The organism is Streptomyces sp. NPDC090741, assembly GCF_044769045.1.
GTDB lineage: Bacteria > Actinomycetota > Actinomycetes > Streptomycetales > Streptomycetaceae > Streptomyces.
The window spans coordinates 1-26,618 of the sequence record NZ_JBIVXF010000015.1; the positions used below are offsets into that span (position 1 = coordinate 1).

At 69.0% G+C, this 26,618-nt stretch carries 21 protein-coding genes; 12 read left to right on the forward strand and 9 right to left on the reverse strand.

Annotation, left to right across the window (positions count from 1 at the left end; genetic code table 11):
* The first annotated feature begins 534 nt into the window (after positions 1–534).
* The 7 genes from ACIQU4_RS31960 (at position 535) to ACIQU4_RS31990 (ending at position 12,707) form a co-directional block, all read left to right on the forward strand.
* Positions 535–1,434: a radical SAM protein gene (locus tag ACIQU4_RS31960; RefSeq protein ID WP_403738133.1), complete on the forward strand. Its 900-nt coding sequence runs from the start codon at positions 535–537 to the stop codon at positions 1,432–1,434.
* The gene (locus ACIQU4_RS31965) at positions 1,431–1,865 is read left to right on the forward strand and encodes a DUF6375 family protein (RefSeq protein WP_403738136.1); all 435 of its coding nucleotides are present in this window, start codon (positions 1,431–1,433) and stop codon (positions 1,863–1,865) included. The genes ACIQU4_RS31960 and ACIQU4_RS31965 overlap by 4 nt, the downstream gene beginning before the upstream one ends.
* On the forward strand, positions 1,852–5,856 hold the full coding sequence (locus tag ACIQU4_RS31970) for a hypothetical protein (RefSeq protein WP_403738139.1): 4,005 nt from the start codon (positions 1,852–1,854) through the stop codon (positions 5,854–5,856). Before ACIQU4_RS31965 ends, ACIQU4_RS31970 begins: the two co-directional genes overlap by 14 nt.
* 260 nt (positions 5,857–6,116) lie before the next feature.
* Positions 6,117–6,869, forward strand: coding sequence for a TnsA-like heteromeric transposase endonuclease subunit (locus tag ACIQU4_RS31975; protein ID WP_403738142.1), 753 nt, complete (start codon positions 6,117–6,119; stop codon positions 6,867–6,869).
* Positions 6,866–9,058, forward strand: a complete 2,193-nt coding sequence (locus ACIQU4_RS31980) for an integrase (protein WP_403738144.1) — start codon at positions 6,866–6,868, stop codon at positions 9,056–9,058. The genes ACIQU4_RS31975 and ACIQU4_RS31980 overlap by 4 nt, the downstream gene beginning before the upstream one ends.
* A 14-nt stretch (positions 9,059–9,072) precedes the next feature.
* Positions 9,073–10,194 carry an ATP-binding protein gene (locus ACIQU4_RS31985; RefSeq protein WP_403738147.1) on the forward strand — a complete coding sequence of 374 codons (1,122 nt, stop codon included), beginning with the start codon at positions 9,073–9,075 and terminating at the stop codon, positions 10,192–10,194.
* Positions 10,191–12,707, forward strand: a complete 2,517-nt coding sequence (locus ACIQU4_RS31990) for a TniQ family protein (RefSeq protein WP_403738150.1) — start codon at positions 10,191–10,193, stop codon at positions 12,705–12,707. Before ACIQU4_RS31985 ends, ACIQU4_RS31990 begins: the two co-directional genes overlap by 4 nt.
* 197 nt (positions 12,708–12,904) lie before the next feature.
* On the opposite strand, the gene ACIQU4_RS31995 is transcribed toward ACIQU4_RS31990, so the two are convergent.
* Complete coding sequence (locus ACIQU4_RS31995) at positions 12,905–13,696, reverse strand: metal-dependent hydrolase (RefSeq protein WP_403738153.1); 792 nt, start codon at positions 13,694–13,696, stop codon at positions 12,905–12,907.
* Positions 13,697–13,841: 145 nt separating this feature from the next.
* On the opposite strand from ACIQU4_RS31995, the gene ACIQU4_RS32000 reads away from it, so the two are divergent.
* The 3 genes from ACIQU4_RS32000 to ACIQU4_RS32010 all read left to right on the forward strand — a co-directional run bounded on the left by ACIQU4_RS32000 (position 13,842) and on the right by ACIQU4_RS32010 (position 17,825).
* Positions 13,842–16,364, forward strand: coding sequence for a DEAD/DEAH box helicase (locus tag ACIQU4_RS32000; RefSeq protein WP_403738155.1), 2,523 nt, complete (start codon positions 13,842–13,844; stop codon positions 16,362–16,364).
* A 106-nt stretch (positions 16,365–16,470) separates the two neighbouring features.
* Positions 16,471–17,373 (forward strand): acyl-CoA thioesterase II, encoded by a 903-nt coding sequence (locus tag ACIQU4_RS32005; RefSeq protein WP_132758806.1) that lies wholly within the window; start codon positions 16,471–16,473, stop codon positions 17,371–17,373.
* Between the two features lie 50 nt (positions 17,374–17,423).
* Complete coding sequence (locus tag ACIQU4_RS32010; RefSeq protein ID WP_403738158.1) at positions 17,424–17,825, forward strand: YchJ family protein; 402 nt, start codon at positions 17,424–17,426, stop codon at positions 17,823–17,825.
* Here the strand turns inward: ACIQU4_RS32010 and ACIQU4_RS32015 are convergent.
* Together ACIQU4_RS32015 and ACIQU4_RS32020 are read right to left on the reverse strand one after the other, a co-directional pair.
* A complete protein-coding gene (locus ACIQU4_RS32015) occupies positions 17,789–18,652 on the reverse strand; it encodes a DUF6397 family protein (RefSeq protein WP_403738161.1) in 864 nt (287 codons plus the stop codon). The two genes, ACIQU4_RS32010 and ACIQU4_RS32015, sit on opposite strands and share 37 nt — an antisense overlap.
* A gap of 137 nt (positions 18,653–18,789) precedes the next feature.
* Positions 18,790–19,188 (reverse strand): roadblock/LC7 domain-containing protein, encoded by a 399-nt coding sequence (locus ACIQU4_RS32020; protein WP_030158066.1) that lies wholly within the window; start codon positions 19,186–19,188, stop codon positions 18,790–18,792.
* 107 nt (positions 19,189–19,295) lie between these two features.
* On the opposite strand from ACIQU4_RS32020, the gene ACIQU4_RS32025 reads away from it, so the two are divergent.
* Positions 19,296–19,724 carry a PPOX class F420-dependent oxidoreductase gene (locus tag ACIQU4_RS32025; RefSeq protein ID WP_385583749.1) on the forward strand — a complete coding sequence of 143 codons (429 nt, stop codon included), beginning with the start codon at positions 19,296–19,298 and terminating at the stop codon, positions 19,722–19,724.
* 41 nt (positions 19,725–19,765) lie between these two features.
* Here ACIQU4_RS32025 and ACIQU4_RS32030 read toward each other — a convergent pair whose 3' ends face one another.
* From ACIQU4_RS32030 to ACIQU4_RS32050, 5 genes are all read right to left on the reverse strand, one after another.
* Entirely contained in the window at positions 19,766–20,449 is a 684-nt protein-coding gene (locus tag ACIQU4_RS32030; RefSeq protein ID WP_403738165.1) for a GTP-binding protein, read from the reverse strand.
* Positions 20,449–20,829 carry a DUF742 domain-containing protein gene (locus ACIQU4_RS32035; RefSeq protein ID WP_403738168.1) on the reverse strand — a complete coding sequence of 127 codons (381 nt, stop codon included), beginning with the start codon at positions 20,827–20,829 and terminating at the stop codon, positions 20,449–20,451. Before ACIQU4_RS32035 ends, ACIQU4_RS32030 begins: the two co-directional genes overlap by 1 nt.
* A 17-nt stretch (positions 20,830–20,846) precedes the next feature.
* Positions 20,847–21,290, reverse strand: coding sequence for a roadblock/LC7 domain-containing protein (locus ACIQU4_RS32040; protein ID WP_030158074.1), 444 nt, complete (start codon positions 21,288–21,290; stop codon positions 20,847–20,849).
* Positions 21,290–23,890, reverse strand: coding sequence for a nitrate- and nitrite sensing domain-containing protein (locus tag ACIQU4_RS32045; protein WP_403738171.1), 2,601 nt, complete (start codon positions 23,888–23,890; stop codon positions 21,290–21,292). Before ACIQU4_RS32045 ends, ACIQU4_RS32040 begins: the two co-directional genes overlap by 1 nt.
* A gap of 82 nt (positions 23,891–23,972) precedes the next feature.
* A complete protein-coding gene (locus tag ACIQU4_RS32050; protein ID WP_403738174.1) occupies positions 23,973–24,800 on the reverse strand; it encodes an MHYT domain-containing protein in 828 nt (275 codons plus the stop codon).
* A gap of 158 nt (positions 24,801–24,958) precedes the next feature.
* Between ACIQU4_RS32050 and ACIQU4_RS32055 the strand changes: the two genes are divergently transcribed.
* Positions 24,959–25,558 carry a class I SAM-dependent methyltransferase gene (locus tag ACIQU4_RS32055; RefSeq protein ID WP_403738177.1) on the forward strand — a complete coding sequence of 200 codons (600 nt, stop codon included), beginning with the start codon at positions 24,959–24,961 and terminating at the stop codon, positions 25,556–25,558.
* A gap of 66 nt (positions 25,559–25,624) precedes the next feature.
* Here the strand turns inward: ACIQU4_RS32055 and ACIQU4_RS32060 are convergent, their stop codons facing one another.
* Complete coding sequence (locus ACIQU4_RS32060; RefSeq protein ID WP_403738180.1) at positions 25,625–26,539, reverse strand: oxygenase MpaB family protein; 915 nt, start codon at positions 26,537–26,539, stop codon at positions 25,625–25,627.
* Positions 26,540–26,618 lie beyond the last annotated feature (79 nt).

The window sequence follows — 26,618 nt, forward strand, 5'->3', positions numbered from 1 at the left end:
GAACGGGGCTATCCAAGACGGCTCCGACGCCGTGATCACACCAGCCACACCAAGATCATCTCACCTGTGACCAGCAGTTACGGGACAACCCTTAGACTGCCTCTAGGATCCGCGAGTCGATGCGCAATGTCGGCTGAGGATGCGCAATGAATGCGCAAATCCAGAGCCTGATGCGCATTCGCTACAGACCGTGACCAGATTTGCCGACCTCTTGCAGCCTTCTGAAAGGGAAAGTGGCGCCCGCGAGGCCGACTCCGTCGGTCGCCCCCAGTGACCAATTTCGATGCAAACCCGTCTCACAGCTCCAGTGCAGAGTTAGAGCGTCTCGGCCAGCACGCTGGCGAGCAGACAGGCGATAGCGCCCAAGCCGCAGGTGCCGTCTGGCAAATGGTCAACCTCTTCCAGCGTCGGCTGATCGGGAAACCCATCCCGACCTGACACGGAACCGGACCGTCAGAACCAGGGATGGAACGTCAGTAAGCAATGTTCTCCGTTCACATCGACATCACTCGCCTTGGTGGCATGATGTCGTCGATGACGCGCAAGATCCGCCTGTCCGCTCACGGCGTTCACTTGTTCGACCGCGCCTCCGGGATGAACATCCTGCTCGATGAGGTGTCAGTCGCTACTGAGCAGTTCTCTCCTGCGCCGCGGTACCTGTCCGTCGCCTTGACGAATGCGTGCGAGCTCCACTGCCTGTACTGCTACGCCCCCAAGCATGCTGCGGCTCTCAACCCCGAGAGCGTACTGGCCTGGGCGGTCGAGCTCGATGCGGCCGGGTGCCTGGGCGTCGGTTTCGGAGGCGGGGAACCGACCGCGTACCGCCGATTTCCTCAACTGTGCGCGGACATAACCCAGTCCACATCAATGGCGGTGACGTTCACCACGCACGGGCACCGGTTGACACCCGACTTCACCGAGTCCCTGCGCGGGGCCGTGCACTTCGTCCGTCTGTCGGTCGACGGAATCGGACCCACCTACGAGCGGCTCCGCGGCAAGCCGTTCACCTCCGTGGTCCGCGCGGCCTCTCTGCTCGCCTCCCTTGCCCCGTTCGGCATCAACACGGTGGTCAACGCTGACACCGTCGATGAACTGGACGACGTCGCCAGGTTCGCAGCCGATGTCGGCGCCTCCGAGTTGCTGCTCCTACCGGAGCAACCGACTGCGGCCACCCCCGGTATTAGCAAGGCCGACGCTCAGCGCCTCGTCGAGTGGGTCTCGGTTAGTGGGACCGGGGTACGCCTCGCGATCTCCCGCACCGGACTCGAAGCAGCGCTGCCCGTTGCAGAGGCCCTCCCGGGCGAGGATCCCTTGGACGCGCACATGCACGTTGATGCCACAGGGATCCTGCGCCCTCACGCCTACGCCTCCGCAGGAACACCGGTCGGCGTCTCCATCATGGATGCCGTCCAGGAACTGAGAGGAACCCGATGAGGATCTGGAACGGATACGGCTCGGAACACTCGATGGACCTCATCATGATCGGTCGCTTCCAAGAAGTAACAGGAGCGAAGGCAGCCGAGGAATGCATGAAGGCACTGCAGGAACTCGCCGAAGGCACTTGGTCTGATGACGACTGGCGCAGCCACGATGAGCGAATGCCCCGCGAACTCGGCGACGCACTGCGTGAGATGAAGCTATACGACATGGGCCGCTTCGACGTCGACACCTACGCGTTCGACCACAGCGTCACCCGCGATGCCGAGATGGTCAGGCTCTGGACCGATGAGTCCGATGTACAGGGGTTCTTGAAGGTGCTCCTCCACTACGGTGCGAAGGTCGAGGTGTTCTCCCGTCACGAATGGAACGAGGATGCGACACCGAGGTCGGATGTGAGCGAGCGGAGCCACAGTGGATCTGACTGATCTCGAGCGTCTACCCGGTGCCGCCGATCAGAACTTCGAAGCCCTCACACGGGCGGTTGTTTACCGGCGCTACGGCGCACTGGGAAGAATGCGGGAGCGACGCAACCAGCCCGGTGTCGAGTTCTACCTCTGCGTCGACCACGTCGGCGCCCTGGGCGATCCTGGCAGGGTCTGGGGCTGGTCGTGCAAGTGGTTCATCCTCAATAGCAAGAACCAGCTCACCAGCCGCCAGCGTGAACTGATCAAGGAATCACTCGAGCTGGCGGTCAAGCACGTCGAGGGGCTGACCGATTTCGTTCTCTGTTTGCCACAGCGGCCGGCAAAGAGCGATGAGGAATGGATCGACGGCCTCCGCCAAGGAACCGTCAAGGTCAAGCTGTGGTGCGCCGAGAACTTCGACGCCGAACTGGCCGGGCATGACGAGCTGCGTGCGACCTTCTTCGGCGATCTCACCCTCACCCCAACAGCACTGGAACGCTCTCACGAGCGGTCCGTTGGGCCGGTGCGTCTCCGATGGATGCCCCGCCTGCACACCTCCACCGCAGCCGAGCACCACATCGACCGGGCATTGCTGCGACCGGCGGCATTCAACTGGCTGCAGGAGCGTACCGATGACGTTGGAACCCGGGTTGAGGCGCTTCGCGACGCCCTCGGCAGCCTGGGTTCGGATTCCCGCGTCGATGCCTCAGAGGTTGCCGACGACCTGGACCGGTTCGTCGCGGATCTGAGAGAAATTGTCGACGCTGGCAGGAGTCTTCGCCTTGGGGAAGTTCGTGAACGGCTCGCCAGCCAGCAGCCACCGGCGACTTCCCCACGCGTACTGAAGCGCCTGGTGGCCAAGTTGCGGAGGTATCAGCGACCCGAGGCGCTGCTGGTAACCGGTCTTGGGGCGGAGATCCGTGACATCGTCCAGTGGATCAGCACCGCGCGAGCCGATGCCGATGCGTCGCTGCTCGCCATCACCGGCGCCGCCGGACAAGGCAAGACGCATCTCTCAGCGCAGATAACGGCACCGACCGGCCGAGCAACAGCAGGGGTATTTGTCCAGGGCGGCAGCTTGAAATCCGGCGGCTCCCTCGACGACCTCGCGCGCCGGATCCCCGGGCTGAAAGCCGACCGCGTCGAGGAGCTCTTGGAGGCGCTTAACTCGGCTGGCATGCGCGCAGGTTGCCGTATCCCGTTGATCATCGATGGGCTGAACGAGGCCGAGCGGCCACTTGAATGGCACGGGTTGCTCGCCGAGTTGGTGCCCGCCTTGGGCTACTACCCTTACGTGTTGGTCATCGTCACTCTTCGCGAATCACACGCCGACCAGCTTCTCCCTGTGGGCACTGCCCGGCTGGACTTGGAGTGGCAGCAAGCAGAAATCATTGAGATCCTAAAAGTCTACTTTCGCGAGTACAAGATCAACCCGTCCGATGCCTGGCTTCCGACGGTCGCCTTCAACAGTCCTCTGTTCGTACGCATGTACTGCGAGGCCGCGAACCCTAAACGCCAGACACCCGTGGGCGCGGAAGCACTGCCCCAGTCCCTGATCGGTGTTTTCGAGCTCTACCTCAAGGGTGTGACCGAACGCCTGGCCTTCGACCCGGCCCGCATCCACGTGCCCACTGACCAGATCAAACGCCGCCTCGCGGACCTCGCCAGGCGCATGTGGACAAATCAGCTACGCCGTCTCCCATCCGACACAGCCAGGGAAATCCTCGATGCGGGCCAGCTGAACTGGGACGAGAGCCTCTTCCGGCGCCTTGTGGAGGAGGGTGTCCTGATCCGCCAGGATACGGAGGGCTTCGACGACACCGAATGTGCATTTGCGTTCGATCGGCTCGCCGGGTACCTGATCGCCGATTCGCTCCTGGTACGCATGACCTACGCCAGTGTTAGCGAGCAACTCGCGGAGCCGGATCTGTGGAGACGTCTCCTCGGCGAGCAGGCGCACTCCCTCGGCGAGGATGTCATCATCGGGCTGATCGGCCTACTCCCACGCCGCTTCACCAACCGTCATCTTTGGCGCGCCGCGCCAGCGGAACACCGCGATTTCGCGCTCACCTGCGAGCTCGCCACCGAGTCCGGCTTCCTGGATGACGAGACAGTCCACGCTCTCGAGGCCCTGATCGGCACACGCTGGTCTGGTACGCCCGGCCACCGGCACGTGTTCGATCGCCTGTGGGAGGTGCGCAGGTCTGCCCAGCACCGCCTGAACGCCGTATTCCTTGACCGGGCCCTGCGGCGAATTCCCCTTGCGCAACGCGACCCGTACTGGACCGAATGGGTCCGCAGTCAGGCCCCAGGAATGCTCACGACGGCTCTGGAGCGGGCAGTCAGCCGATGGGACGGCCGGGCAAGCCGCACCGAGATGGACGACTTGGACGCTCTGGCCATCTCCTGGCTGCTGGCCTCGACTGACACGGTCCTGCGTGACCTCACCACTAAGGCCCTCCAGCGGTACGGCCGGCCCGAGCCCAAGCGGCTATTCGACCTCGCGGCCGGGATGCTCGACGTCGATGACCCCTACATCGTCGAGCGTCTCGTCGGTGCCGCGTTCGGCGCCGCCAGCACTCACCAGATGCCGGATCCCGCAGGGGCGTTCGAGCCAGCGCTGCGAGACTGGCTGGCCCAGCTGCACGACAGCTTCCTCGAGGGCGGGTCCATGCCCACCTCCCATGAGCAGTTGCGCGGCTATGTGCGAGCGACCTTCGAGTTCGCTGACGCACTCCACCCCGCCGCCGTCCCGGACGGTGTTGACGCCCGCGCCCTGAGGTTTGCCGCTGCGGGGCCCGCCAATGTGATGGCCGACGGTGATCCCCATGCAGCGGAATGCGACCGCACCATGGGCATGGATTTCGAAAACTATGTCATCGGAGCTGCAATCAACGACCGCAGCAACTACGACTACTCCCACCCCCACTTCTGTCAGGCCCGCGCCGAGGTGAGGGCCCGTGTCTGGGAACTCGGCTGGCGCGGCGCAGAGTTCGGCAGCCTCGACGACGGCATCGCCATGAGTGCAGAGCGTCGTTACAGCTCTTCCAGGAAGGTGGAGCGTTACGGCAAGAAGTACAGCTGGATCGCCTTTCACGAAATGGTCGGCCGTCTCGTGGACGCCGGACGGGCACCAGCGCCCTTCGGGGAGCCGGAACGCTTGATGCCCGACATCGACCCGGGCTTTCCGGACAAGCCTCCGGCCGCGCCCGTGCCACTTCCGCCCTGGGCATCTGTGGGGTCCAAGGACCATCAGACCTGGGTCACGTCAGGAAGTGTGACAGTTCCCGATCACCTGTGGTCTCCGGCGGAGATCTATGGCGTGGACGACGGCTGGCTCCTGGCCGAGGGCTACTTGGCCCATGAGCATGATGGCCGGACGGTGTTCGGTTTCTTCAGGACCCTTCTACTGACCCCCGAAGATGCCAAACGCGCAGAGCAGTTCGCCGCTGAGCAGGCCTATCCGGGAAACGACTTCTTCCCCTCATTGCCGAAAGCTCACGGCGTTCTGGCCACGGAAATGCCTTGGAGCTGCAGGTTCGACCCAGCTTTCGCCCCCGTACCAGCCGCTGCCCCGCAACCGGAAATGCGACGGCACTGGCAGGACCCCGAAGGCGTCGGTTTCGACCAAGTCGCTGTTGAGTTCTCCTCCGACAGTGAATCGGAGAGTGTTCTGGGCGGGTCGTACGATGTGCCGTCCTTCGAGTTTGCCGCCCGGTTCGGCTTGCGTCAGTTGCCGGGCACCCTGGACCTCGTGGGCTTGGATGGCCGACGCGCCTCTGCGGTCTTCAGTGTGGACAAGCCCTGGCGCGGGAACCTACTGTTCCTGCGCCGCGACCTCGTCGAGAGCTTTGCCGCCGACCGCCGGATCATGCAGGTGGCGTGGGGCGAACGCGAGGTGGCCGTCGATTGGCATGCGCCTCCTCCCTGGGTACGTGCGGCCCAGCGTGCCTATACGAACGTGTGGCGCCATGTCCGGCTGCTCGAGTCGGCCGGACCACCGTCACTCTGACCGCCTACGGCGGTGACGAGGACCGGCAGCGAGACCGCATACGCAGGCCGCAGGGGGACAGCTGTCGAGCTCGTACCACGATCACGAAGTCTGTTCGTTGAGCCGTCGGCGAACGAGTCGATGCGCATCGTCGGCTGACAATGCACAATGATGCGCAAATCCAGAGCCTGATGCGCATTCGCTCCGGTCTGTGGCTGTCGCTGTCGATCTCTTGCGGTCTTTCGAGAAGGGGGCCGCGCAGGCTCCGTACCGTCCAGAGTATGACGGTACGGAGCTCGGGCAATGCCCGTCGTACGCGCAAGGTTCCAACGGCATCGATCCGGTACGAGGACTCGCAGGTACGTGAGCAGTTTGTCGAGCACTTGCGGCTGGCGGACTTCGCGGAGTCGAAGCCATGGCGGGACGTCCGGTCGGTACACGGGATGACCCACTACTCGGGAAAGTACTCATCCGCAACGACGGGTGGGCACGTTGTCTACGAGAGCCGTCTGGAGTTGGCTCGGCTGTTGCTAGCGGACTTTGATCCCTCAGTGGAGGGGATCTTCGCTCAGCCGTGCCGGGTGACGGCTCGGATCGGTGACCGCGTGCGGCACCATGTTCCGGACTTTCTGCTGGTGATGCGCCCGGGGACAGTGCGGGTCGTCAACGTCAAGCCTGCGGGCCAGCTGCGAGATCCGAAGATCGCGGAAGCGCTGGCTTGGCCGGGTGAGCTGTTTCGGCAGCACGGCTGGGAGTACGAAATCTGGTCCGGTGCGGATCGGGTGCTGCTAGAGAACGTACGGTTCCTGGCCGGCTACCGGCGTCCCGGTGTGGTGCCCGAGGCCGAAGTGGAGCAAGCAAGGCTGCAGGTCGTGGACGGTGAGGAACTGGCCGTCGTCGAGCGCCGGTTGGCGGGCGACCGGCGACCGGAGGAGGTGAGGCCGGCGCTGATGGCGCTGTTGTGGTCCGGGCGGCTGAGGACGGATCTGTCACGGCCTTTGTCGGGAGAGTCGGTACTGCGGAGGCGTGCGTGACCACGTGGACGACGCCCTTGCAGCCGGGGCTTGCTATCCGCTTCGACGGAGAGCAGTTCACCGTCGCTGAGATCGAGGGCCGCCGCATTCTTCTTCGGCCCGCTTCGGTGGTTGCCGGCGTGCCGAAGTGGCGGCAGGTCGATATCTCCGTGCTGTTGGCGCATCCGACCACCAAGATCCTAGTCCCGGTGCCGCAGGAGGAGGAGCCAACGGCTGCGGCGGTCCTGGGCGGCCTTGATGATGCTGGGGATGCCGACCTGACACGGCGGTTCCGCCATGTTCAGGAGCTTCTGACTGGGTATCAGCTTGGGAACGATGTGCTGGCCCTTCCGGGCGAGCCGCGGCCTGACTACGCACCCGGCACGCCGCTGATGCACCGATATTTGGCGAAGGCCGCCGAACTGGGGGTTGATCCAGCGACAGTGCGTCGATGGGTTGCGAGGGTGAGGAAGTCCGGTCCGGCCGGGTTGATCTTCGAGCGGCCCGCAAGGAACGTGCTGGGCCGGGCCGACTCTCGTTGGCTGGAGATGGCTCGCGCGGTGTTGAAGGGGCATGAGAGGTCGTCCCGGCCGGTGCGGAGTCTGGTCCTGATTGAGATCGAGGAGCATCTGACCAGGGAGTACGGGAAGGGCACGGTCCCGGTTCCGGCCCGCACAACGGGATATGAGCTGCTGCGGGCGCTCGCCAAGGGCACGAACGCCTTCGAGGGCAGCACGAAGGGGAAGCGGTCGATCGCAGACTGGCCGAAGGGGACCTACGGTCGGCTGCGGGCAACACGGCCAGGCGAGTACGTGGTGCTGGATACCAACTGCCTGGATGTGTTCGCGATGGAACCAGTGACCTGCCGGTGGGTGAAGTGCGAGCTCACTGTCGCGATGGATCTCTACAGCCGGTGCATCACCGGGCTCCGGCTGACCCCGGTGTCGACCCAGTCGGTGGACGTGGCCGGGGTGTTGTTCGAGACGGTCCGGCCACGAGAGGTTCCGAAGGACGGGAGCGAGCCTCTGCCATATTGCGGAGTCCCGTCCACCGTCGTGGTCGACGCGGACAAGCTGGTCGACCGGGACGGGCAGCCGCTGCTGCCCACGGTCGCGGCGGAGACGATCATCTACGACCACGGCAAGGTCTATCTGTCGAACCACATCCAGAGCGTCTGCGCGAAGCTGGACATCTCCCTGCAGCCGGCCCGGCCCAAGACACCGACCGACAAGTCGATCGAGCGCTGGTTCCGCACTCTCAACCAGGGAATACTGGCCGCGCTGCCTGGCTACAAGGGTTCGGACGTGCACAGTCGCGGTGAGAAGGTCGAAGACGAGGCGTTCTTCTTCATCGACGAACTCGAAGCGATCATCAGAGAGTGGATCACTCTGGTCTATCACCGGCGCCGCCATCGCGGTCTCTGTGTTCCGGAAGTGCCCGGGCTGCAGATCAGTCCGCTGGAGATGTTCGAGCATGGTGTCACCCGGGCGGGCCCACTGAGGATCCCAGCCCGTCCCAATCTGGCTCTGGAGTTCCTGGAAGAGGAACGCGTCCCGATCCACCACTACGGGGTCGAGATCGAGGGGCTGCGCTACAACGGCGACGCGCTGAATGACTACCGCACTCAGCTCAGCCCCTATCGCGGAGTGGACACGGGCAAGTGGCCGATCGCGGTGGACCGCGGCGATATGCGGAAGGTCTACTTCCAGGACCCTGAGCTGCGGACGTGGCACACGCTTGATTGGGAACACGCCGCCGCATTGGACGGCCCGTTCAGCAGGGAAGCGCTGGTTTACGCCCGTCGGCTCGCCAAGAAGACGCACCGGTTCCCGGACACCAAACGCGCGTTGGTCGAACTTCTTGAGCGGTGGGGTGCCGGGCTGGCCGCGGACCGCACGGAGCGGCGGATGGCCGTGCGCTTGTCCCAGGAACGGCTGCGTCTGGTAAGCGCGGACAACGAACCGCGGGATGTGAAGGACGAGGTGGCCTCGCTGCCGTCGGTCGTGCGCATCGCTGCCCTGAGTACGTCTCAGCCGGGGCCGGCAGGTGAGGGCCCCGGTGAATCTGACCTGCGGGTCGTCGGAGCTGAGGACGAGAACCTGGGCGGGGACGACGACGAGGACGAGGAGTGCGAGGCTGCCTTCCCCGGTGACGAGAGCGCTCCCGTCGGTCAGGACGACTACTACGCCGATGTCTGGGAGAGCCGTTGAGCGCGGGGGACGGCATGGAGCCGTTCGAGGGTGATGACCGCCAGTACAGCCCCACCCGGCTTCCGGGCTGGATGCAGGAGGTCTACGGTCCGGACCGCGTCCAGCCCAAGCACCACACCCAGGCTCAGCTCGCCGATTTTTCGCCGCGGAATCTGCTGGTGTACAACGACAAGCGGGAGGTCTGGCACGCCAACATCGGCCCGATTGACACGCCCCAACTTCTTTCGCTGCACGAGTCTTTGGCCGAGATTGTCGAGTCGAACCGGCAGGACGGGGACAAGACCAAGCCTGCTGCCCTGGTGGACGCCTATCCAGGGCTCGGCAAGAGCACGGCAGTACGTGCCTACGGCCGCGCTCTGTTTCGCAAGCAGGTCGCCTTGCGCGGAGAGACAACACCGAGCGGAGATCGCCGGGTCCCTATCATCTACATCGCGCTGAGCGGGAACACGCAGATCCGCGGCTTGAATGCGGCGATCTGCCGCTTCTACGGCCTGCCGGTCACCGGGGACGCCGACACCCTTGCTGAACGGGCCGTGGACGCGGTGCTGTCCATGAAGACCTCCGCAATCGTTATCGATGACATCCACTTCCTTGCCAGGGCGAGGTCCAACTCGGTCCGCATGGCGAATCAGTTGAAGTACTTGTCGAACGTCTTTCCTGTCACCTTGATCTACGTTGGCGTTGGCGTCCAGCGGCGCGGTGTCCTCCGCGAGGGCTTCTCCGGCAGGGAGACGGAGCTCGCCCAGTTCGGACGCCGAACTACCCCACTGACGCTGCCCCCCTTCCAAGTCGAGGACGAACTTGGACGTCAGCAGTGGCAGACCCTGCTCAAGACGGTCGAGCAGAAACTCGTGCTGGCCGAGAAGTACACCGGGATGCTGGCCCGGGACCTGTCTGACTATCTCTACGCCCGCTCCACCGGTCACTTCGCCTCCCTGATGTCGTTGATCAACCGAGGCTGCCTGCGGGCGATCCGCACCGGGCACGAGCGCCTCGACAAGGATCTGATGGACCAGGTGAAGAACGATGCCGCTGCGGAGGAGGCCCGCAAGGAACTCGAATCCGCCATCGAGGCCGGCCTGCTCACCAGCCGCCCCGGGCAGCACACTCCCAAGCGCGGCAGGAAGTCGGCATGACCCAGTGGACAGACGCGAGGATTCCTATCTGGGTGCCTCCCCTGCCCGGAGAAGCGCTGGACAGCTGGCTGGAGGCATACGCGCGGCGCCTCCGCGTCTCGGCAGCTGAGTTCCTCGACCTGGTAGGCGTCCCGGCAGCCAAGCCGCGCCTGATGGTCCGCCAGCTCACCGCCGAGGAGTCCAGTGTGCTGTCCGCCCGCACCGGACTCGCCGCAGACTGTCTGAGGGAGATGACGCTGGAACCATGGGACGGGTTGGTCATTTCCATCGGGGCGGAAAATCGCAGGCTGCTGCGGCCCCCTGCCTGGAGACGCTATGGCAAGGACACCCGGTACTGCCCGGCCTGCCTCAGCGAGAACGAGGGACGCTGGCCGCTTACATGGCGCCTTCCGTGGACATTCGCCTGCACCCGCCACAATCTGCTTCTGCTCGACCGGTGCGCCGTCTGCGGGCAACGACCCCCCGTGCACAGTCGGCACCGGCACCGGCCTTCGCTCCCGGGCACCTGCCTGGCTGCAGCAGGTGCCCGGACAGCAGGCGAGCGCTGCGGGGCCCAGCTCGATCAGGCTGTCACCGTCGAGGCTCCGCCTGATGGGCTGATCCTGTCCGCTCAGCGGCAGGTCGACGAGGCACTGCTCATCTCCCGCCTTGCCACGGAAAAATCCAAGGAGCGGGCCCAGGAGATCTACCGGCTCGCTCGCAAGACTCTCAAGTGCATCTCTCTCAGCCTGGACACGGCGCCGAAGGCCATCCACGACATCCTCGCCGAAGCCGGCGGTCGGCTACCAGAGTTCGCGAACCCCCACCAGGGCAACGACTCCCACGGCACCGCGGTGGGAGTCGCCGCGGCCCAACTCGTCCTGGATACCGAGCACCCGCCGAGTGAAGAGGTCTTCTCCTGGCTCGTGAGCACAGATTTCGCGTCCTGGTCCCGCACCGCCGCGATCTCCTGGCTTCAGGACGCCTGGCTCCCCATTGGCCCCAGAGTCGCTGCGCGGGCCGCCGCGCACGCGGACTCCCGTCTCCCGCTCCGCACGAGGATCCGGCACGGCACCACCACTCCTAAGCCCACATGGACGACCGCCACCGACGAAGACGTACAGCTGCGGGCCTCCCGCGTTCCGGCCATGCTCTGGCCCTCATGGACCATGAGGCTCCTGCCGACCAGCACCTCGGCCCCCACCCTGACGGCCGGCTTCCGCCGGGCCTGCGTCATCCTCATGCTGCTGCACGGCTCGGCCTGCGACCAGCAGCAGGCCGCCGTGCTGCTGGGCACCGGTCGTCCGCGAGCCCAGCGGGCCGCCTTCGACAAGGTCCTCGACGGTCACGACTGCCGAACCTTGATCACCGTGCTGGTCCAGCTGGCTCGCAACCTCGACCAGACCAGCCCGCCGATCAACTACGCTCGTCGACGAGCACTGTTCAACGAGGCGACCCTGATCTTCGAAGAGGACGCCTACCAGCAACTCTGCCTCCGCCACGTGATCAGCTCACCGCACAGCGACTACATGCGTTGGCACCTGCTGAAACTCCTGCGGGGCAGTGATCCCGGTGATTCCCCACGCACCCCAGCGGCCCAGGCCAAGTTCCGCCACCGCCTCACAGCCCCCTTCACTGCGTTTCTCCAGCAGCAAGCGGTCGTAAATCTTCACGCTCACGGCCTGTCCGAGCCTGTCCAGTGGGAACCGCCCTTGGACTGGGTCGATGCCCTCGACTGGCCGGGAACCCTCTCAGAGACCCTCGGCCCCGCACAGCTCACGGGCCGCTTCTCAACCGCCCTGCCGCCAGCAGCCCGCCTCGAAGCATCACTCCTCCACCTCCGCGAAGAGACCACCGGGATGAGCACACGCTCGCCTGCCCGGCCGCCCGGCCGCGCCCCAGGGCACAGAGTTCCACGTGAAGGACCGCTCGCGCCGGACCAACTGCGCAAACTCTACGAAGAGCAGCAACTCGAACTGAAGCAGATCGCGACGCTAGCCGACTGCGGAATCAGAGCGGTCCGCAACGCACTCCGCGATGCAGAGATCCCCCTGCGTTTCCGCCGCGCGCCGGGGAGCCTGGAGCGGTCAGTCACACCCGAGTGGCTCCGCACCGAGTACCAGCTCAAGGGGCGGAGCACTCCCGACATCGCCCGAGAGCTCGGGGTTCGCACGCCCGCGATCCTCAAGCTCATGCGGAAATGGGACATCACCCGCGACGCCCACTCCTCCAACCCCTTCGCCTCGCTCAGCATCCCCCTGTCCCCGGCCATGACAAAGGTCGCCGCGACCAAGAATTGCCTGCAGCGCCTCCAACGCATCACCCAGATGCCCGGCCATCAGAGCCTCTCTGCTGCGGCGCGCGCTCAAGGCGTCGGACTCGACTCCCTCTGCTACCAGCTCCGAAGCATCGAAAAGACAGCCGGGTTCTCCATCATCGCAACGACCAGCCCGGTCGCCACGACCCCCGCAGGCCACTCGCTACTCACCGAAGCCGAGCACCTCCTGCACCGCCTGGCCGAACACACAGAGTGACGTTCTAAACGCATCAGAAGGCGGTTTTGCGCACTTCCCACCGGCAGGCCCATTGCTCATCGACCTCGGATTCCGTCGTTTCCGCAGGAACCAGTGTCAACGATCACGCGGACCCTAGACTGCCGTACGAGGCCCCGGCCCCCCGCAGCCGCGCGGGGGCCGGGGCCTTCGCCGTGCCGGACGAACTCCCGGATGAGCTAGATGAAGCCGAGGGCGGAGGCTCCGCCTATGCCGCCGAGCAGCATGAACACGGGCATGAGCACCTTGAGCTCCACCCAGCTGCCGGCCCGGAAGCGCATGCCCTTGGGCGGGCCTATGGGGTACCAGCGCTTCCCGGCGATCGGGAGGGGCCACAGGATGGGGCAGCCGGAGACGGTCAGCGCGTCGCCGATGTCGTGGACCAGGGCGCCGAGCAGGATCGGCAGGCCGAGCCAGAGGTATTCCTGGCCGGGGCCCGTGAACAGCCATCCGGCGCCGTTGCCGGGCTGGTCCAGGACGCCGGCCAGGATCCAGGCGCTGGTGGCGCCCAGCAGCCAGACCAGGACGTCGCTGGACATCCGGGCGGCCCGCCACAGCAGGCCCTCGACGGCCAGGACCAGGTGGACGAAGAGCAGGACGAGCACGCCCCAGCGGTCGGTGGTGGCCGCCAGCGCGGAGGACCCGGCGCCGATCATGACGGCCCACAGCCAGGTGTGCGTCAGCGTGCGGTGGCCGCCGGTGCGGCGGGCGTCCTTGGGTGCGCGGGTGGCCTTGTAGACGGCGTAGGAGATCTTGTCGACCACCTCGCACAGGCCCCGGGAGAGCGGGCCGAAGGCGCGCGAGATCGTCGCCGACTTGTGGTCCAGGTCGGGGGCGAGGGCGGCGCCGGCACAGATGAGCGCGCCGACGACGAGGACCGGCCAGGGCATCGGGTGCCCGGCGGCCGCGGCCGCCGCTCCCACCCCCAGCCAGGCTGCCGCCCCGGACAGTGAGTGCGCCGGACCCATCATGGTCGTTCCCCGCCCCAGTCGTGTGGTGGTCGGGCCCTGTTGACGGTTTCGTTCGGGCCCGGTCAACGGCACAGCGTACCGTCGGTGATCTTCGATCCGTCCGCCGGTTCCCTCTTCCGGCGGGAAGCCAGGCAAGATGGGGGGTGTGACCCTCATTGATCAGCTCCCGCCGAACGCCGACCCCGACGCCCTCTTCGAGGCTTTCTCCTCGTGGGCGGAGGATCAGGGCATCACCCTGTACCCGGCTCAGGAGGAGGCACTGATCGAGGTCGTCTCCGGGGCGAACGTGATCTTGTCCACCCCGACCGGCTCCGGCAAGAGCCTCGTCGCGGCCGGCGCGCACTTCACCGCCCTCGCCCAGGACAAGGTGACCTTCTACACCGCCCCGATCAAGGCGCTGGTGTCGGAGAAGTTCTTCGACCTGTGCAAGCTCTTCGGCACCGAGAACGTCGGCATGCTGACCGGCGACGCCTCCGTGAACGCGGACGCCCCGGTGATCTGCTGCACCGCCGAGGTGCTGGCCTCCATCGCCCTGCGCGACGGCAAGTACGCCGACATCGGCCAGGTCGTCATGGACGAGTTCCACTTCTATGCCGAGGCGGACCGCGGCTGGGCGTGGCAGATCCCCCTGCTGGAGCTCCCGCAGGCTCAGTTCGTCCTGATGTCGGCGACGCTGGGCGACGTGAAGCGGTTCGAGGAGGACCTGACCCGGCGCACCGGCCGGCCGACCACGGTGGTCCGCTCCGCGAGCCGGCCCGTACCGCTGTCGTACGAGTACGTCACGACGCCGATCACCGACACGATCACCGAGCTGCTGGAGACCCGGCAGGCCCCGGTGTACATCGTGCACTTCACGCAGGCCCAGGCGGTCGAGCGGGCGCAGTCGCTGATGAGTATCAACATGTGCACCCGCGAGGAGAAGGACAAGATCGCCGATCTGATCGGCAACTTCCGCTTCACCACCAAGTTCGGCCAGAACCTCTCCCGCTACGTCCGGCACGGCATCGGCGTCCACCACGCCGGCATGCTGCCCAAGTACCGGCGCCTGGTCGAGAAGCTGGCCCAGGCCGGCCTGCTGAAGGTGATCTGCGGTACCGACACCCTCGGCGTCGGCGTCAACGTCCCCATCCGCACGGTGCTGTTCACCGCGCTCACCAAGTACGACGGCAACCGGGTCCGCACGCTGCGCGCCCGCGAGTTCCACCAGATCGCCGGCCGCGCGGGCCGGGCCGGCTTCGACACGGCGGGCTATGTGGTCGCCCAGGCGCCCGAGCACGTCATCGAGAACGAGAAGGCCCTCGCGAAGGCCGGAGACGACCCGAAGAAGCGCCGCAAGGTGGTGCGCAAGAAGGCCCCCGAGGGCTTCGTCGCCTGGTCGGACACCACCTTCGAGAAGCTCATCGCCGCCGACCCGGAGCCGCTCACCTCCCGGTTCAAGGTCACCAACATCATGCTGCTGTCGGTCATCGCCCGTCCGGGCGATGCCTTCCAGGCGATGCGCCATCTCCTGGAGGACAACCACGAGCCGCGCAAGGCGCAGCTGCGGCACATCCGCCGGGCCATCGCGATCTACCGCTCGCTGCTGGACGGAGGCGTGGTCGAGAAGCTCGACACCCCGGACGCGGAGGGCCGCACCATCCGGCTCACCGTCGACCTCCAGCAGGACTTCGCGCTCAACCAGCCGCTGTCCACCTTCGCACTGGCCTCCTTCGAGCTGCTGGACCCGGACTCCCCCTCCTACGCGCTGGACATGGTCTCGGTGGTCGAGTCCACCCTGGACGACCCGCGCCAGATCCTGGCCGCGCAGCAGAACAAGGAGCGCGGCATCGCCGTGGGCGCGATGAAGGCCGACGGGATCGAGTACGAGGAGCGGATGGAGCGTCTGCAGGACATCACGTATCCCAAGCCGCTCGACGAGCTCCTCTTCCACGCCTACGACGTGTACCGCAAGAGCCACCCGTGGGTCGGAGACCACCCGGTCTCCCCGAAGTCGATCATCCGCGACATGTACGAGCGCGCGATGACCTTCACCGAGTTCACCTCCTTCTACGAACTCGCCCGCACCGAGGGCATCGTGCTGCGCTACCTGGCGAGCGCGTACAAGGCGCTGGACCACACCATCCCCGACGACCTCAAGTCCGAAGACCTCCAGGACCTCATCGCCTGGCTGGGCGAACTCGTCCGCCAGGTCGACTCCAGCCTGCTCGACGAGTGGGAGCAGCTGGCGAACCCGGAGGTGGAGACTGCGGAGCAGGCCCAGGAGAAGGCCGACCAGGTCAAGCCGGTCACGGCGAACGCACGTGCCTTCCGCGTCCTGGTCCGCAACGCCATGTTCCGCCGGGTGGAGCTCGCCGCGCTGGACAACGTCGACCAGCTGGGCGAGCTGGACGCCGAGTCCGGCTGGGACGCCGATGCCTGGGGCGAGGCCATGGACGCGTACTGGGACGAGTACGACGACCTGGGCACCGGCCCCGACGCCCGCGGCCCGAAGCTGCTCCAGATCGAGGAGGACCCGGCGCACGGCCTGTGGCGCGTCCGCCAGACCTTCGCGGACCCGAACGGGGACCATGGCTGGGGCATCAGCGCCGAGGTCGACCTCGCGGCCTCCGACGAGGAAGGCCGTGCGATCATCCGGCTGACCTCGGTCGGTGAGCTCGGCGCGCTCTGACCTCCCCCTGGACTCCGTCCGGGGGGACCCCCACCCGCAAGCGACCGGCCCCGCCGACGCCGGTTTCCCGCCGGCTCCGCCCGGACCCAAGAGTGGAGAACCTCTGATGACGAATCCCGCCGAGAGACTCGTCGATCTGCTCGACCTGGAGCAGATCGAGGTCAACATCTTCCGCGGCGCCAGCCCGCAGGAATCCCTCCAGCGCGTCTTCGGCGGGCAGGTCGCCGGCCAGGCCCTGGTGGCCGCCGGCCGCACCACCGAGAGCGACCGCCCGGTCCACTCGCTGCACGCGTACTTCCTGCGCCCCGGCATCCCCGGGGTGCCGATCGTGTACCAGGTGGAGCGGGTGCGCGACGGGCGGTCCTTCACCACGCGCCGCGTCACCGCGGTCCAGCAGGGCAAGACGATCTTCAATCTCACCGCCTCCTTCCATCATCCGGAGGAGGGCAGCATCGAGCACCAGCTGCCTCCCCGACTCGACTTCCCCCACCCGGACACGCTGCCGAAGGTCGCGGACGAGATCCGCGAACACTTGGGCGCGCTGCCCGAGGCGCTGGAGCGGATGGCCCGCCGCCAGCCGTTCGACATCCGGTACACGGACCGGCTGCGCTGGACTCCGGAGGAGCTCAAGGACGCCGATCCGCGCAGCGCGGTGTGGATGCGCGCGGTCGGTCCGCTGGGCGACGACCCGCTGGTGCACACCTGCGCCCTCACCTACGCCAGTGACATGACCCTCCTCGACGCCGTGCGCATCCCCGTGGAGCCCCTGTGGGGCATGCGCGGTTTCGACATGGCCTCCCTGGACCACGCCATGTGGTTCCACCGGCCGTTCCGCGCCGACGAGTGGTTCCTGTACGACCAGGAGTCGCCCATCGCGCACGGCGGCCGGGGCCTTGCGCGTGGCCGCATCTACGACGTGGAGGGCAGGCTGCTGGTCTCCGTGGTCCAGGAAGGCCTCTTCCGCCCGTACGCCGAGAACGCGGCCAAGCCGCCCGTGTCACCCCAGTAACCCACCCCCTTCCGGCAGTCCGTCCCGTCCACGAAGAGCTGAGCGCACCCATGCCCACCCCGGCCATCCCCTGCCCCTGCGGGCTGCCCGCCGCCTACCCGGAGTGCTGCGGCCGCTTCCACTCCGGTGCGCAGCAGGCGCCCACCGCCGAGCTCCTGATGCGCTCCCGGTTCAGCGCGTTCGCGGTCGGCGACACCGCCTACCTGCTGCGCTCCTGGCACCCGAGCACCCGGCCCGGCCGGCTCGACCTGGACCCCGGCCAGCGCTGGGAGCGCCTGGAGATCCTCGCCACCGAGCGCGGCGGGATGTTCGAGACGGAGGGTTCGGTGGAGTTCCGGGCGCACTACCGGGAGGGCCGGCACACCGGTTCCCTGCACGAGCACAGCGCCTTCACCCGGGAGGCCGGGGCCTGGGTCTACGTCGGCCCCCTCTCCCCCGTCGACTTCGGCTGACCGCGGGCCCCGGTCAGCGCGAAGTCCAGGCTGGTGCGGTACCAGTGGACCTCGTCCGGCGGCTCCGCCCGCAGCAGCCGGAGCGCCACGGCCGCCGCGGCCGGGATCTGCGGGTGCCCGTACGGCGGGGGTGGGGCGAGCGCGGCCAGCACGATCCGCTCCGCCGGATCCGGCACGGCCTCCCGCAGTTCCTCCGGCGGGAGGATCGAAGCGAGCACGGCGGCCCGCTCCCAGGGGTCGGCGGTTCGTCTCAGCAGCAGCCCCACATGCCGCCCGCGCCACTTCCGCGGCCGCAGATCCGCCTTGGCGGCCAGCAGCTCCCGGTCGGTCGGCGGTGCGCTCCCGCGCAGCATCCCCGGCTCCCGGTCGGCGAACTCCCTCAGCTCCGCGGCCAGATAGAGCCACACCACCACCCGGTAGCGGTTGATCCGATAGGCGACCGGGGTGATGTGCCCGCAGCGCGCGAGCCGGGTGAACCGGCCCGGGCTGATGCCCAGCACCGCGCCGGCGGCCTCGGCTCCGGCCAAGGTCTCGACGCGCTCGCGCAGCGCGTCCGGGAACCCCTCGGCCGACCGGATCCGCTCCAGCTCGGCCCGCGTGTAGCGCGCGGCCCCTCCCGACGCCGGCGGCCCGGCCCGTACGATGCCCAGCTGCACGGCCCGGGCGAACTCGGTCCGGGTCAGCCTCAGTTCCTCGGCCGCCCGGGCTCCACCCACCGCCGCGTCCGGCAGCAGGTCCGCCCGCACCACTCCCGACGGCCCGGCCGCCCGTACCACCGGAAGGGCCTGCCCCCGTACATCCGACAAGACCTGCGTCGCGACCTCCATGACGGTCCTCCCCCACACGAGACGATTACTCTATGTGAGGACCGTAACTCAGCGCTACGACACCCCGCGAGGCCTGTGGACAACTCCGGAAAACCGGCAAACCGGAATCCTGGCAACCTCCGGCAACCCGGCAGGCCTCAGCCCCCTGTGATCCGCCGCTCCGCCACTCCCAGGTGCTCCCCCACCCGGTTGACCAGCAGCGTCATCTCGTACGCGACCTGGCCGATGTCGGCCTCGGCGGCGCTCAGCACGCACAGCGAGCTCCCCGCGCCCGCCGCCATGACGAACAGGGCGCCGTCGTCGTACTCGACCATCGTCTGCCGTACCTCGCCCGCCCGGAAATGCCGGCCCGACCCCTTCGCCAGACTCTGCAACCCCGCCGCCACCGCCGCCAGATGCTCCGCGTCCTCCCGGGCCAGCCCCGCGCTCGCGCCCGTCACCAGGCCGTCGTTGGAGAGCACCACCGCATGCCTGACCTGCTGGACCCTGCGCGTCAGATCGTCGAGCAGCCAGTCGAGTTGCTTGTCCAGTGCCATTTCGAGCCCCTCCCCGTTGACGCCGCCGGCGTGGCCGCGTCCCGCCCCTCGTAGTAAGTGCCGCCAGCCTTCCCCACCAGCGCCTTTCGGGCAAGGAGGATGTCCCCATGGCGAAGAAGATGACTCAAGAGGAATGGCGGGCATTCGTCTCGTACGGGACCCGCACCGGCAAGCTGTCCACCGTCCGCGAGGACGGCAGCCCGCACATCGCACCCGTCTGGTTCGTTCTCGACGGCGACACGTTCGTGTTCAACACCGGCAAGGACACGGCGAAGGGGCGCAACCTGCTGCGCGACGGCCGGGTCGCGCTGTGCGTGGACGACGACCGTCCGCCGTACTCCTACGTCGTCCTCCAGGGGCGCGCCGAGATCGGCGAGGACCCGGAGGAGATGCTCCCCTGGGCGACGCGCATCGCCGCCCGCTACATGGGTGAGGAGCGCGCCGCGGACTTCGGCCGCCGCAACGCCGTCCCCGGCGAACTCCTCGTCCGCGTCCCCATCGACAAGGTGATCTCCGTCGACGGTGTGACCCACTGACGCGGGCGCCATCGCCCCCTCCCCCGCCCCAGGCTCGCCCCTCACACGGAATCGGCCTGCGGCTCCACCGAGTCCAGCAGCCGGGCGGTGTGCACCCGCCCGGCGTACTCGACCAGCCTGATCAGCACTTCCTTCCCCGAGTCCTTGTCCCGCGCATCGCAGAGCACCACCGGAGTGCCCGGCTCCAGGTCCAGTGCCCGCGCCACCTCGTGCGCCCCGTACCGCCGCGCCTCGGTGAAGCAGTTGACGGCCACCACGAACGGGATGCGCCGGTGCTCGAAGTAGTCCACGGCCGGGAAGCAGTCCTCCAGCCGGCGCGTGTCCGCGAGCACCAACGCGCCGAGGGCGCCCTGCGACAGCTCGTCCCACAGGAACCAGAACCGGTCCTGCCCCGGCGTCCCGAACAGGTAGAGCGACAGTCCGGAGCGGATGGTGATCCGCCCGAAGTCCATGGCCACGGTCGTGGTCGTCTTCTGGGCGACCCCGCCCGTGTCGTCGACGCGTTCGCCCGCCTCGCTGAGGAGTTCCTCCGTCCGCAGCGGCCGGATCTCACTGACCGCGCCGACCAGCGTCGTCTTGCCGACCCCGAACCCGCCCGCCACGAGTATCTTCAGTGCGAGCGCGGCCAGTTCCCCGTCGTCCTCGGGATCCGCGCCCGGATCGAGATCCGTCTCCGGGTCGGGCACCGAGGCCCGTCCGCCGGTTCCGTCGTGGTGTTGTCCCATCACAGCGCTCGCAATCCCTCGATGACTTCACGCAGAATCCGCTCGTCCGGCAGCCGGGCGGGCGGCACCGGCCGGCTCACCTTGACGTGCCCGCCCTCCAACAGGTCCCCGAGCAGCACCCGCACCACGCCCACCGGCAGGTCCGCGTCCGCGGCGAGCTCCGCCACCGACTGCGTCTCGGACCGGCAGAACCCGAGCAGTGCCCGGTGTTCGGGGCCCAGCAGCGACTCGGCCGCCGCGTCCCCGCCCTCGCCGTCCACGAGGACCAGCGCGATCAGGTCGAACCGGACCCCGTGGGGTCCCGGCTTCGTACGCCCGCCCGTCATGGCGTACGGACGGACGAGCGGGCCCGCGTCGGCGTCGTACCACTGGCCGTTCATGTACCGGACCGCCGCTCTCAGCCCGCGGCCGGCGGCCGCGCCGCGAACCGGGGCGGGGTGTACAGGTGCTCCCCGACCCGCTTCACCAGCCGGGCCATCTCGTACGCGATCAGCCCGATGTCGGCGCTCGCCGCGCTCAGCACGGCCAGGCAGGAGCCGTCCCCGGCGGCCGCGACGAAGAGGAACCCCTCGTCCATCTCCACCATCGTCTGGCGTACGCCCCCGGCGTGGAAGTGCCGGCCCGCGCCCTTCGCGAGACTGTGGAAGCCGGAGGCAACGGCGGCCAGGTGCTCGGCGTCTTCCCGGCTGAGCGCGCTGGACGCGCCCACCGCCAGGCCGTCGTTGGACAGGACCACGGCGTGCCGGACCTCGCGGACCCGGACCACCAGATCGTCCAGCAGCCAGTCCAGTTCGCCGGACCTGCGGATTCCGTCGGGATTGAATCTCTGGTGCTCGATCATCACACTTCTCCTTCGCTGCCTGCGTGGGCGGAGTTCTCCTGGGCGCCGCGGACCCAGCCGGCCCGGTAGGAGGCCATCCGGTCCCGGGCCTCTTCCGGGCTGCGCCCGGGCGGCTCCTCGGCCGGGCGCACCCCGGCCGGGGCCTTCGGGGCGGGGGCCTCGCGCAGCTGCGGCACCAGGCTGGCCTGGCGTACGCGGCGCGGCAGTTCGGTGACCGCCGCACCTGCGGGACCCCGCGACCGCAGGGGGGCCACCGGGGCCGGGTGCGGCTCCTCCTCCCGTACGGGGCTCCGCTCCGGCGCCGGGATGCCGCGCGGTTCCTCCCGTACCGCCGACCGGCGCGCGTCCTCCCGTACGACGGTCACCGCGGGCGGCGTCGGCGCCGGATCCCGCGGTTCCGCCGCGGGCTGGAAGAGCTCCTCCGCAGCCGGGGCCTTCGCCGGCGCGGATCCGGTCTCGATCGCGCCCTGGAGGAGGGAGTTCGGCAGGAGCACCACGGCGGTCGTGCCCCCGTACGGCGACGTGCGCAGGTGCACCCGCACACCGTGCCGGGCCGAGAGCCGGCTGACCACGAAGAGCCCGAGCCGGTCGCTGTCGAAGAGGTCGAGGGCCTCCGACTGCTCGATGCGCCGGTTGGCCTCGTGGAGGGACTCGCGGCCCATGCCGAGCCCGCGGTCCTCGACCTCCAGGACGTATCCGGCGCCGACGGGCTCGCCGCTGACGCGGACCTTGGTGTGGGGCGGGGAGAACTGGGTGGCGTTCTCGATGAGTTCGGCGAGCAGGTGCGTGAGGTCGGCGACCGCGCCGCCGAGTACGGCGGCCTCGGCCAGCTGGCGGACCTCGACGCGCGGATAGTCCTCGACCTCGGAGACTGCGGCCCTTACGACGTTCGTCAGCGGGACGGGCATCCGCCAGGCCCGCCCGGGGGCGGCCCCGGACAGGATGATCAGGCTCTCGGCGTGCCGGCGCATCCGCGTCGTGAGGTGGTCGAGGCGGAAGAGGTCGCCGAGTTCGCCGGGGTCGTCGGCGCGCCGCTCCATCGAGTCGAGCAGGGTGAGCTGCTTGTGCACCAGCACCTGGCTGCGGCGGGCGAGGTTGACGAAGACGCCGCTCACGCCGCTGGCGAGCTCGGCACGCTCGACGGCGGCGCCGAGGGCCGCCCGGTGGACGGTGGCGAGGGCCTCGCCGACCTGGGTGATCTCGTCGTCGGCGGGCGGTGGGGGCGGGGTCTCGGCCTCGACGTCGATGTCCTGGCCGGCCCGCAGCCGGTCCATGGCGTGCGGGAGCTTGCGGTGGGCGATCTCCAGGGCGGTGTTGCGCAACGAGACGAGCTCCACGACGAGGGCGCGGCCGATGCGCACCGAGATGACGAGGGAGGCGGCGACTGCGGCCAGACCCAGCAGTACGGCGGCTCCGGCGGGGCTCAGGCCGCCCTGGGCGAGAGGGTCGGTACGGTCGACGGCTCCGGCGTGCGCGGCGGCGCCGATCTCGCGCATCGAGGCGCTGATGCCCGTGTACGCGGCGTCCCAGCCGGCGGGCGCGCCGCGGGCCGTGTCCTTGGCCGGTCCGGCGGCGGAACCGGCGGCGGATCCGCCGGAACCGGTGCCGGAACCGCCGGCCGCTCCCGTGGCCGCCCCGGCCGTGAGCAACCGGTCCTCGGCAGCGGTCAGCTCTGCGTAGGCGGCGCTCTTCGCGACGGACTGCCAGGCGGCCTGCTGGGCGGCGGGCAGGTCGTCGGCGCTGGCCGCGGTGAGGGCGCGGCGGGTCTCGATGACACCGGTGAGGCGCCGAAGCGTTTCGGCGGTGCGCGGCCCGGGTGCGGCGATCAGCGCGTCCTCGCGGGAGAGGAGCTCTCCGGCACGGGAGAATTCCAGCAGGACGCGGGCATCGGGGCCGAGTTCGGCCTCCGCGCCGCCGGTGAGGGAGCCGTCGACGGCGAGGGCGCTGTCGACCACCCGCGTGTAGGTCTCGTACGCCGCGTCCTGGGTCGCCCGCCGGTCCGTGACGTCCTTGCGGGTGGCGCCGAGCCCCTCCGCCGCGGCCACGAAGGCGCCGACGCGGACCACGACGTCGGTGCGGTGGTCGCCGGACTCGGCGACGGTGTGCCGGTCGCCGAGCCGGAGCCGCCGGACGGCGGCGTCGGTGCGGCGAGCCTGCTGTTCGAGCGCGGCGCCCTGGTCGGAGGCGGGATCGGCCAGGTGGCGGACGGCGGCGCGCCGTTCGGCCTGGAGCTCGGTGACGGCGGCCGCGACGGGGGTGCGTATCTGCTCGTCGACCCGCTGGGCGCGGGTGAGCCGGGCGATGTCCTGGGCGGTGCTGACGGTCGCGAAGCCCCAGAGGGCGAGGAGCGAGACGACCGGGACCATCAGGAGCGAAACGATCTTCGCGCGGACCGAGGCGGGGCGCAGCCTCGGCCGTATCCCCGCCCGGCGGGACCCGCCGTCGGTCGCGGCCGCCGTCGCCGGGCCGGGTCCGCCGGTCCGCCCGTCCTCCGGCCCCGCCGGCTCCTCGGCGGGCGGTCCTGCGTGGGCCCGGCGGCCGCGCGCCGGGGGCGCGGGCAGCTGCGGCGCCGCTGCCGGTGGTCTGCGGGGTGTGCGCATGGGCTCCTCGTTCCGGGTGCGGTCCAGCGGGGTGGTTCGGGACCGGTCGGCAGGTAGGCAGGCAGGTAGGCAGATCAGCAGGTCAGCGGGCCGCCGCCGGAGGCACCGCGGACACCGCCTGCGCCGGCCCCGATGCGGGTGCCCGCCCGCCCAGGTGCCGGGCGGCCGACACGGAGGCGGCGCGCTCGTCGGCGGTCGGGGAGAGCGCGACGAACGCGGAGGTGATGAACAGGTACGAGCCGAGCCCGACGGCGAGCGGGAAGATGAACTGCATCGCGGTGGCGCCGGGCAGGGCCTGGTCCGAGGGGACGACGCGGACGGCGACCGCCAGCATCCCGGTGTAGTGCATGCTGCTGACGGCGGCCCCCATGACGAGCGAGGCGACGGCCACGGCGACCGGTGCCTCGATGTTCAGGGCGGCCCACAGCGCGGCGGTGGCCGTGACGACGGCGATGGCGACCGAGAGCCCGACCGTGAGCGGGTCGTACGAGATGCTGCCGTGCAGGCGCAGGGCGGCCATCCCGAGGTAGTGCATGCTGGCGACGCCGAGACCGGTGGTGAGCCCCCCGAGGACCAGGGCGCGGCCGCGGGCCCGTCCGTAGCCGACGGCGAACACCCCGGCGCCGACGACGAGCACGGCGACGAGGAGGCTGAGGATGGTCAGCGGCACGTTGTAGTGGATCTCGGTGCCGGTGACGTTGAAGCCGAGCATCGCGACGAAGTGCATCGTCCAGATGCCGGTGCCGATGGCGGAGGCCGCGGTGAGGAGCCAGTTGCGGCGGGAGGAGCCGTTCGTCGCGGCGAGCGCGCGGACGGTGCAGCGCAGCCCGAGGGCGGCACCGATGGATGCCATCACATATGACAGTACGGGTGTCAGCCAGCCATAGGCCGCGTGGTCGAGGTGTCCCATGGCCCCGGGACGCTAGTCCGGGTGAGGGCGCGAACAAGGGGCGCATTTCGAAAGCAGCTGGAACTGCTGGAATATGACAAAGCTACGTACGTCTTCGATCACGCCACGTGCCACCTTGCACACGCACCGCACGGAGCCCCATGGGGGATCATGTCCACATGAGCGAAGACCACACGCACGTGCAGGAGTTCTTCGGGACGCGCGCCGCAGACTGGGACCGGAAGTTCCCGGCGGACGGGCCCGCGTTCACCGCGGCCGTGGCCGAATTCGGCCTGCGCCCCGGGGACCGCGTCCTCGACGCGGGCTGCGGGACCGGTCGGGCGCTGACCGCGCTGCGCGCTGCCGTCGGCCCCGCCGGCACGGTGCTCGGCGCGGACCTCACCCCGCAGATGCTCGCCGCCGCACGGCGGGCCGGGCGGGACGCCGAGGGCGCGCTGCTGCTCGCGGACGTGGCCCGGCTGCCGCTGCGCGACAGGGTGCTGGACGCCGTGTTCGCCGCCGGGCTCATCGCGCACCTGCCCGATCCGGAGGCGAACCTGCGCGAGCTCGCCCGCGTCGTCCGCCCCGGCGGCCGGCTCGCCCTGTTCCACCCCATCGGGCGGGCGGCCCTGGCGGCGCGGCAGGGCCGCGAGCTGACGCCGGACGACATGCGGGCCGAGCACAACCTGGGCCCGCTGCTGGCCGGTTCGGGCTGGGACATGACCTCGTACGCCGACGAGGACGCCCGCTTCCTGGCGCTCGCGCTGCGCCGCGCCTGACCGGCCCCTCCCCACACCCACTTCGTACGTCGGCACCTGGCCCGGGATCCGAGGAGGTGCCCCGGATCACGCCGGAGGCTGAGCCTCGGCCCCGGCCGGTCGGCGGGGATGCGGTACGGGGCATCCCCCCGAGCCGGGCACCGGAAACGTGCCGAGCTCGCCCACGTCATAGCCCTGGGGGTAGCCCTTGATCTCCGGGTTCTGCCGGGCGTGGTGCGGGGCCTTGCGCGGCGGCAGCAGCCGGACGGCGCGCCCGCGCAGCTTGAGGGCGCCCCGGAACATCCGCTTGACCTGCGGGCGGGGGCTCTCATAGCGGAAGGCGGACAGGAGCGGCTCGTCGAGGAGGGAGAGGGCCAGTGCGCGCGCCGCGGGGGCGAGCGGGGCCGGGTACCAGGAGGCCATCAGGCCGAAGGTGGAGTCGGCGACCTTGCGGCCGCCCTGGTCCCAGCCGAAGTGGGCTTCTTCGTATGCGTTCATGGTCTCCTCGAACTCCTCGTAGGAGCCCGGGATGTCCTTGATGCCCAAGTGCCGGCCGAGCTCGGCGTAGTAGTTCGCACTGGCGCGGCGCTCGTGGTGGGTCAGCGGGCGCCAGCCGTAGGCGTCCAGCCAGCGCACCGGAATCACCACGAACGTGGACAGGACGTAGCGCATGTCCTCGTTGCTGATGTCGTAGGCGCGGTGCATCTGGTTGACGCGGCGGATCGCGGTGCGTCCGGTCTCGCTCTCGAAACCGTGCTCCACGACGGCGTCGAGGAGCAGCGAGGTGTCGTCGTAGCGCTTCTGCGGGCGGTCGGTGAACTCGGAGGTCTCGGCGAGCAGACGGCCGATGCTGGGGACGGCGTACGTCCGCAGGAGGGCGAGCTCCAGGGCCCGGGTGAAGTCCCAGGGGAACTCGTAGGTGGTGGTGAGCCGGTAGATGGCGAGGAAGTCCTTGTCGGGGTCCAGACGGAGGATCTCCCTCAGCCGGTCGTAACGCTGCACCGGGTGTCCCTTTCTGTGGCGGGTGGCCAACTCTACGTGCAGGTGGCGGGCTTGGAAATCGACGGCCGCAGGCTCTCGA

What these genes read in the sequence shown, in the direction of transcription:
- ACIQU4_RS31960 (WP_403738133.1), top strand. Translation starts at nt 535, where the DNA reads ATGACGCGCAAGATCCGCCTGTCCGCTCACGGCGTTCACTTGTTCGAC.
- ACIQU4_RS31965 (WP_403738136.1), top strand. Translation starts at nt 1,431, where the DNA reads ATGAGGATCTGGAACGGATACGGCTCGGAACACTCGATGGACCTCATC.
- ACIQU4_RS31975 (WP_403738142.1), top strand. Translation starts at nt 6,117, where the DNA reads ATGACGGTACGGAGCTCGGGCAATGCCCGTCGTACGCGCAAGGTTCCA.
- ACIQU4_RS31985 (WP_403738147.1), top strand. Translation starts at nt 9,073, where the DNA reads ATGGAGCCGTTCGAGGGTGATGACCGCCAGTACAGCCCCACCCGGCTT.
- ACIQU4_RS31990 (WP_403738150.1), top strand. Translation starts at nt 10,191, where the DNA reads ATGACCCAGTGGACAGACGCGAGGATTCCTATCTGGGTGCCTCCCCTG.
- ACIQU4_RS31995 (WP_403738153.1), bottom strand. Translation starts at nt 13,696, where the DNA reads ATGATGGGTCCGGCGCACTCACTGTCCGGGGCGGCAGCCTGGCTGGGG.
- ACIQU4_RS32005 (WP_132758806.1), top strand. Translation starts at nt 16,471, where the DNA reads ATGACGAATCCCGCCGAGAGACTCGTCGATCTGCTCGACCTGGAGCAG.
- ACIQU4_RS32010 (WP_403738158.1), top strand. Translation starts at nt 17,424, where the DNA reads ATGCCCACCCCGGCCATCCCCTGCCCCTGCGGGCTGCCCGCCGCCTAC.
- ACIQU4_RS32015 (WP_403738161.1), bottom strand. Translation starts at nt 18,652, where the DNA reads ATGGAGGTCGCGACGCAGGTCTTGTCGGATGTACGGGGGCAGGCCCTT.
- ACIQU4_RS32020 (WP_030158066.1), bottom strand. Translation starts at nt 19,188, where the DNA reads ATGGCACTGGACAAGCAACTCGACTGGCTGCTCGACGATCTGACGCGC.
- ACIQU4_RS32025 (WP_385583749.1), top strand. Translation starts at nt 19,296, where the DNA reads ATGGCGAAGAAGATGACTCAAGAGGAATGGCGGGCATTCGTCTCGTAC.
- ACIQU4_RS32030 (WP_403738165.1), bottom strand. Translation starts at nt 20,449, where the DNA reads ATGGGACAACACCACGACGGAACCGGCGGACGGGCCTCGGTGCCCGAC.
- ACIQU4_RS32035 (WP_403738168.1), bottom strand. Translation starts at nt 20,829, where the DNA reads ATGAACGGCCAGTGGTACGACGCCGACGCGGGCCCGCTCGTCCGTCCG.
- ACIQU4_RS32040 (WP_030158074.1), bottom strand. Translation starts at nt 21,290, where the DNA reads ATGATCGAGCACCAGAGATTCAATCCCGACGGAATCCGCAGGTCCGGC.
- ACIQU4_RS32045 (WP_403738171.1), bottom strand. Translation starts at nt 23,890, where the DNA reads ATGCGCACACCCCGCAGACCACCGGCAGCGGCGCCGCAGCTGCCCGCG.
- ACIQU4_RS32050 (WP_403738174.1), bottom strand. Translation starts at nt 24,800, where the DNA reads ATGGGACACCTCGACCACGCGGCCTATGGCTGGCTGACACCCGTACTG.
- ACIQU4_RS32055 (WP_403738177.1), top strand. Translation starts at nt 24,959, where the DNA reads ATGAGCGAAGACCACACGCACGTGCAGGAGTTCTTCGGGACGCGCGCC.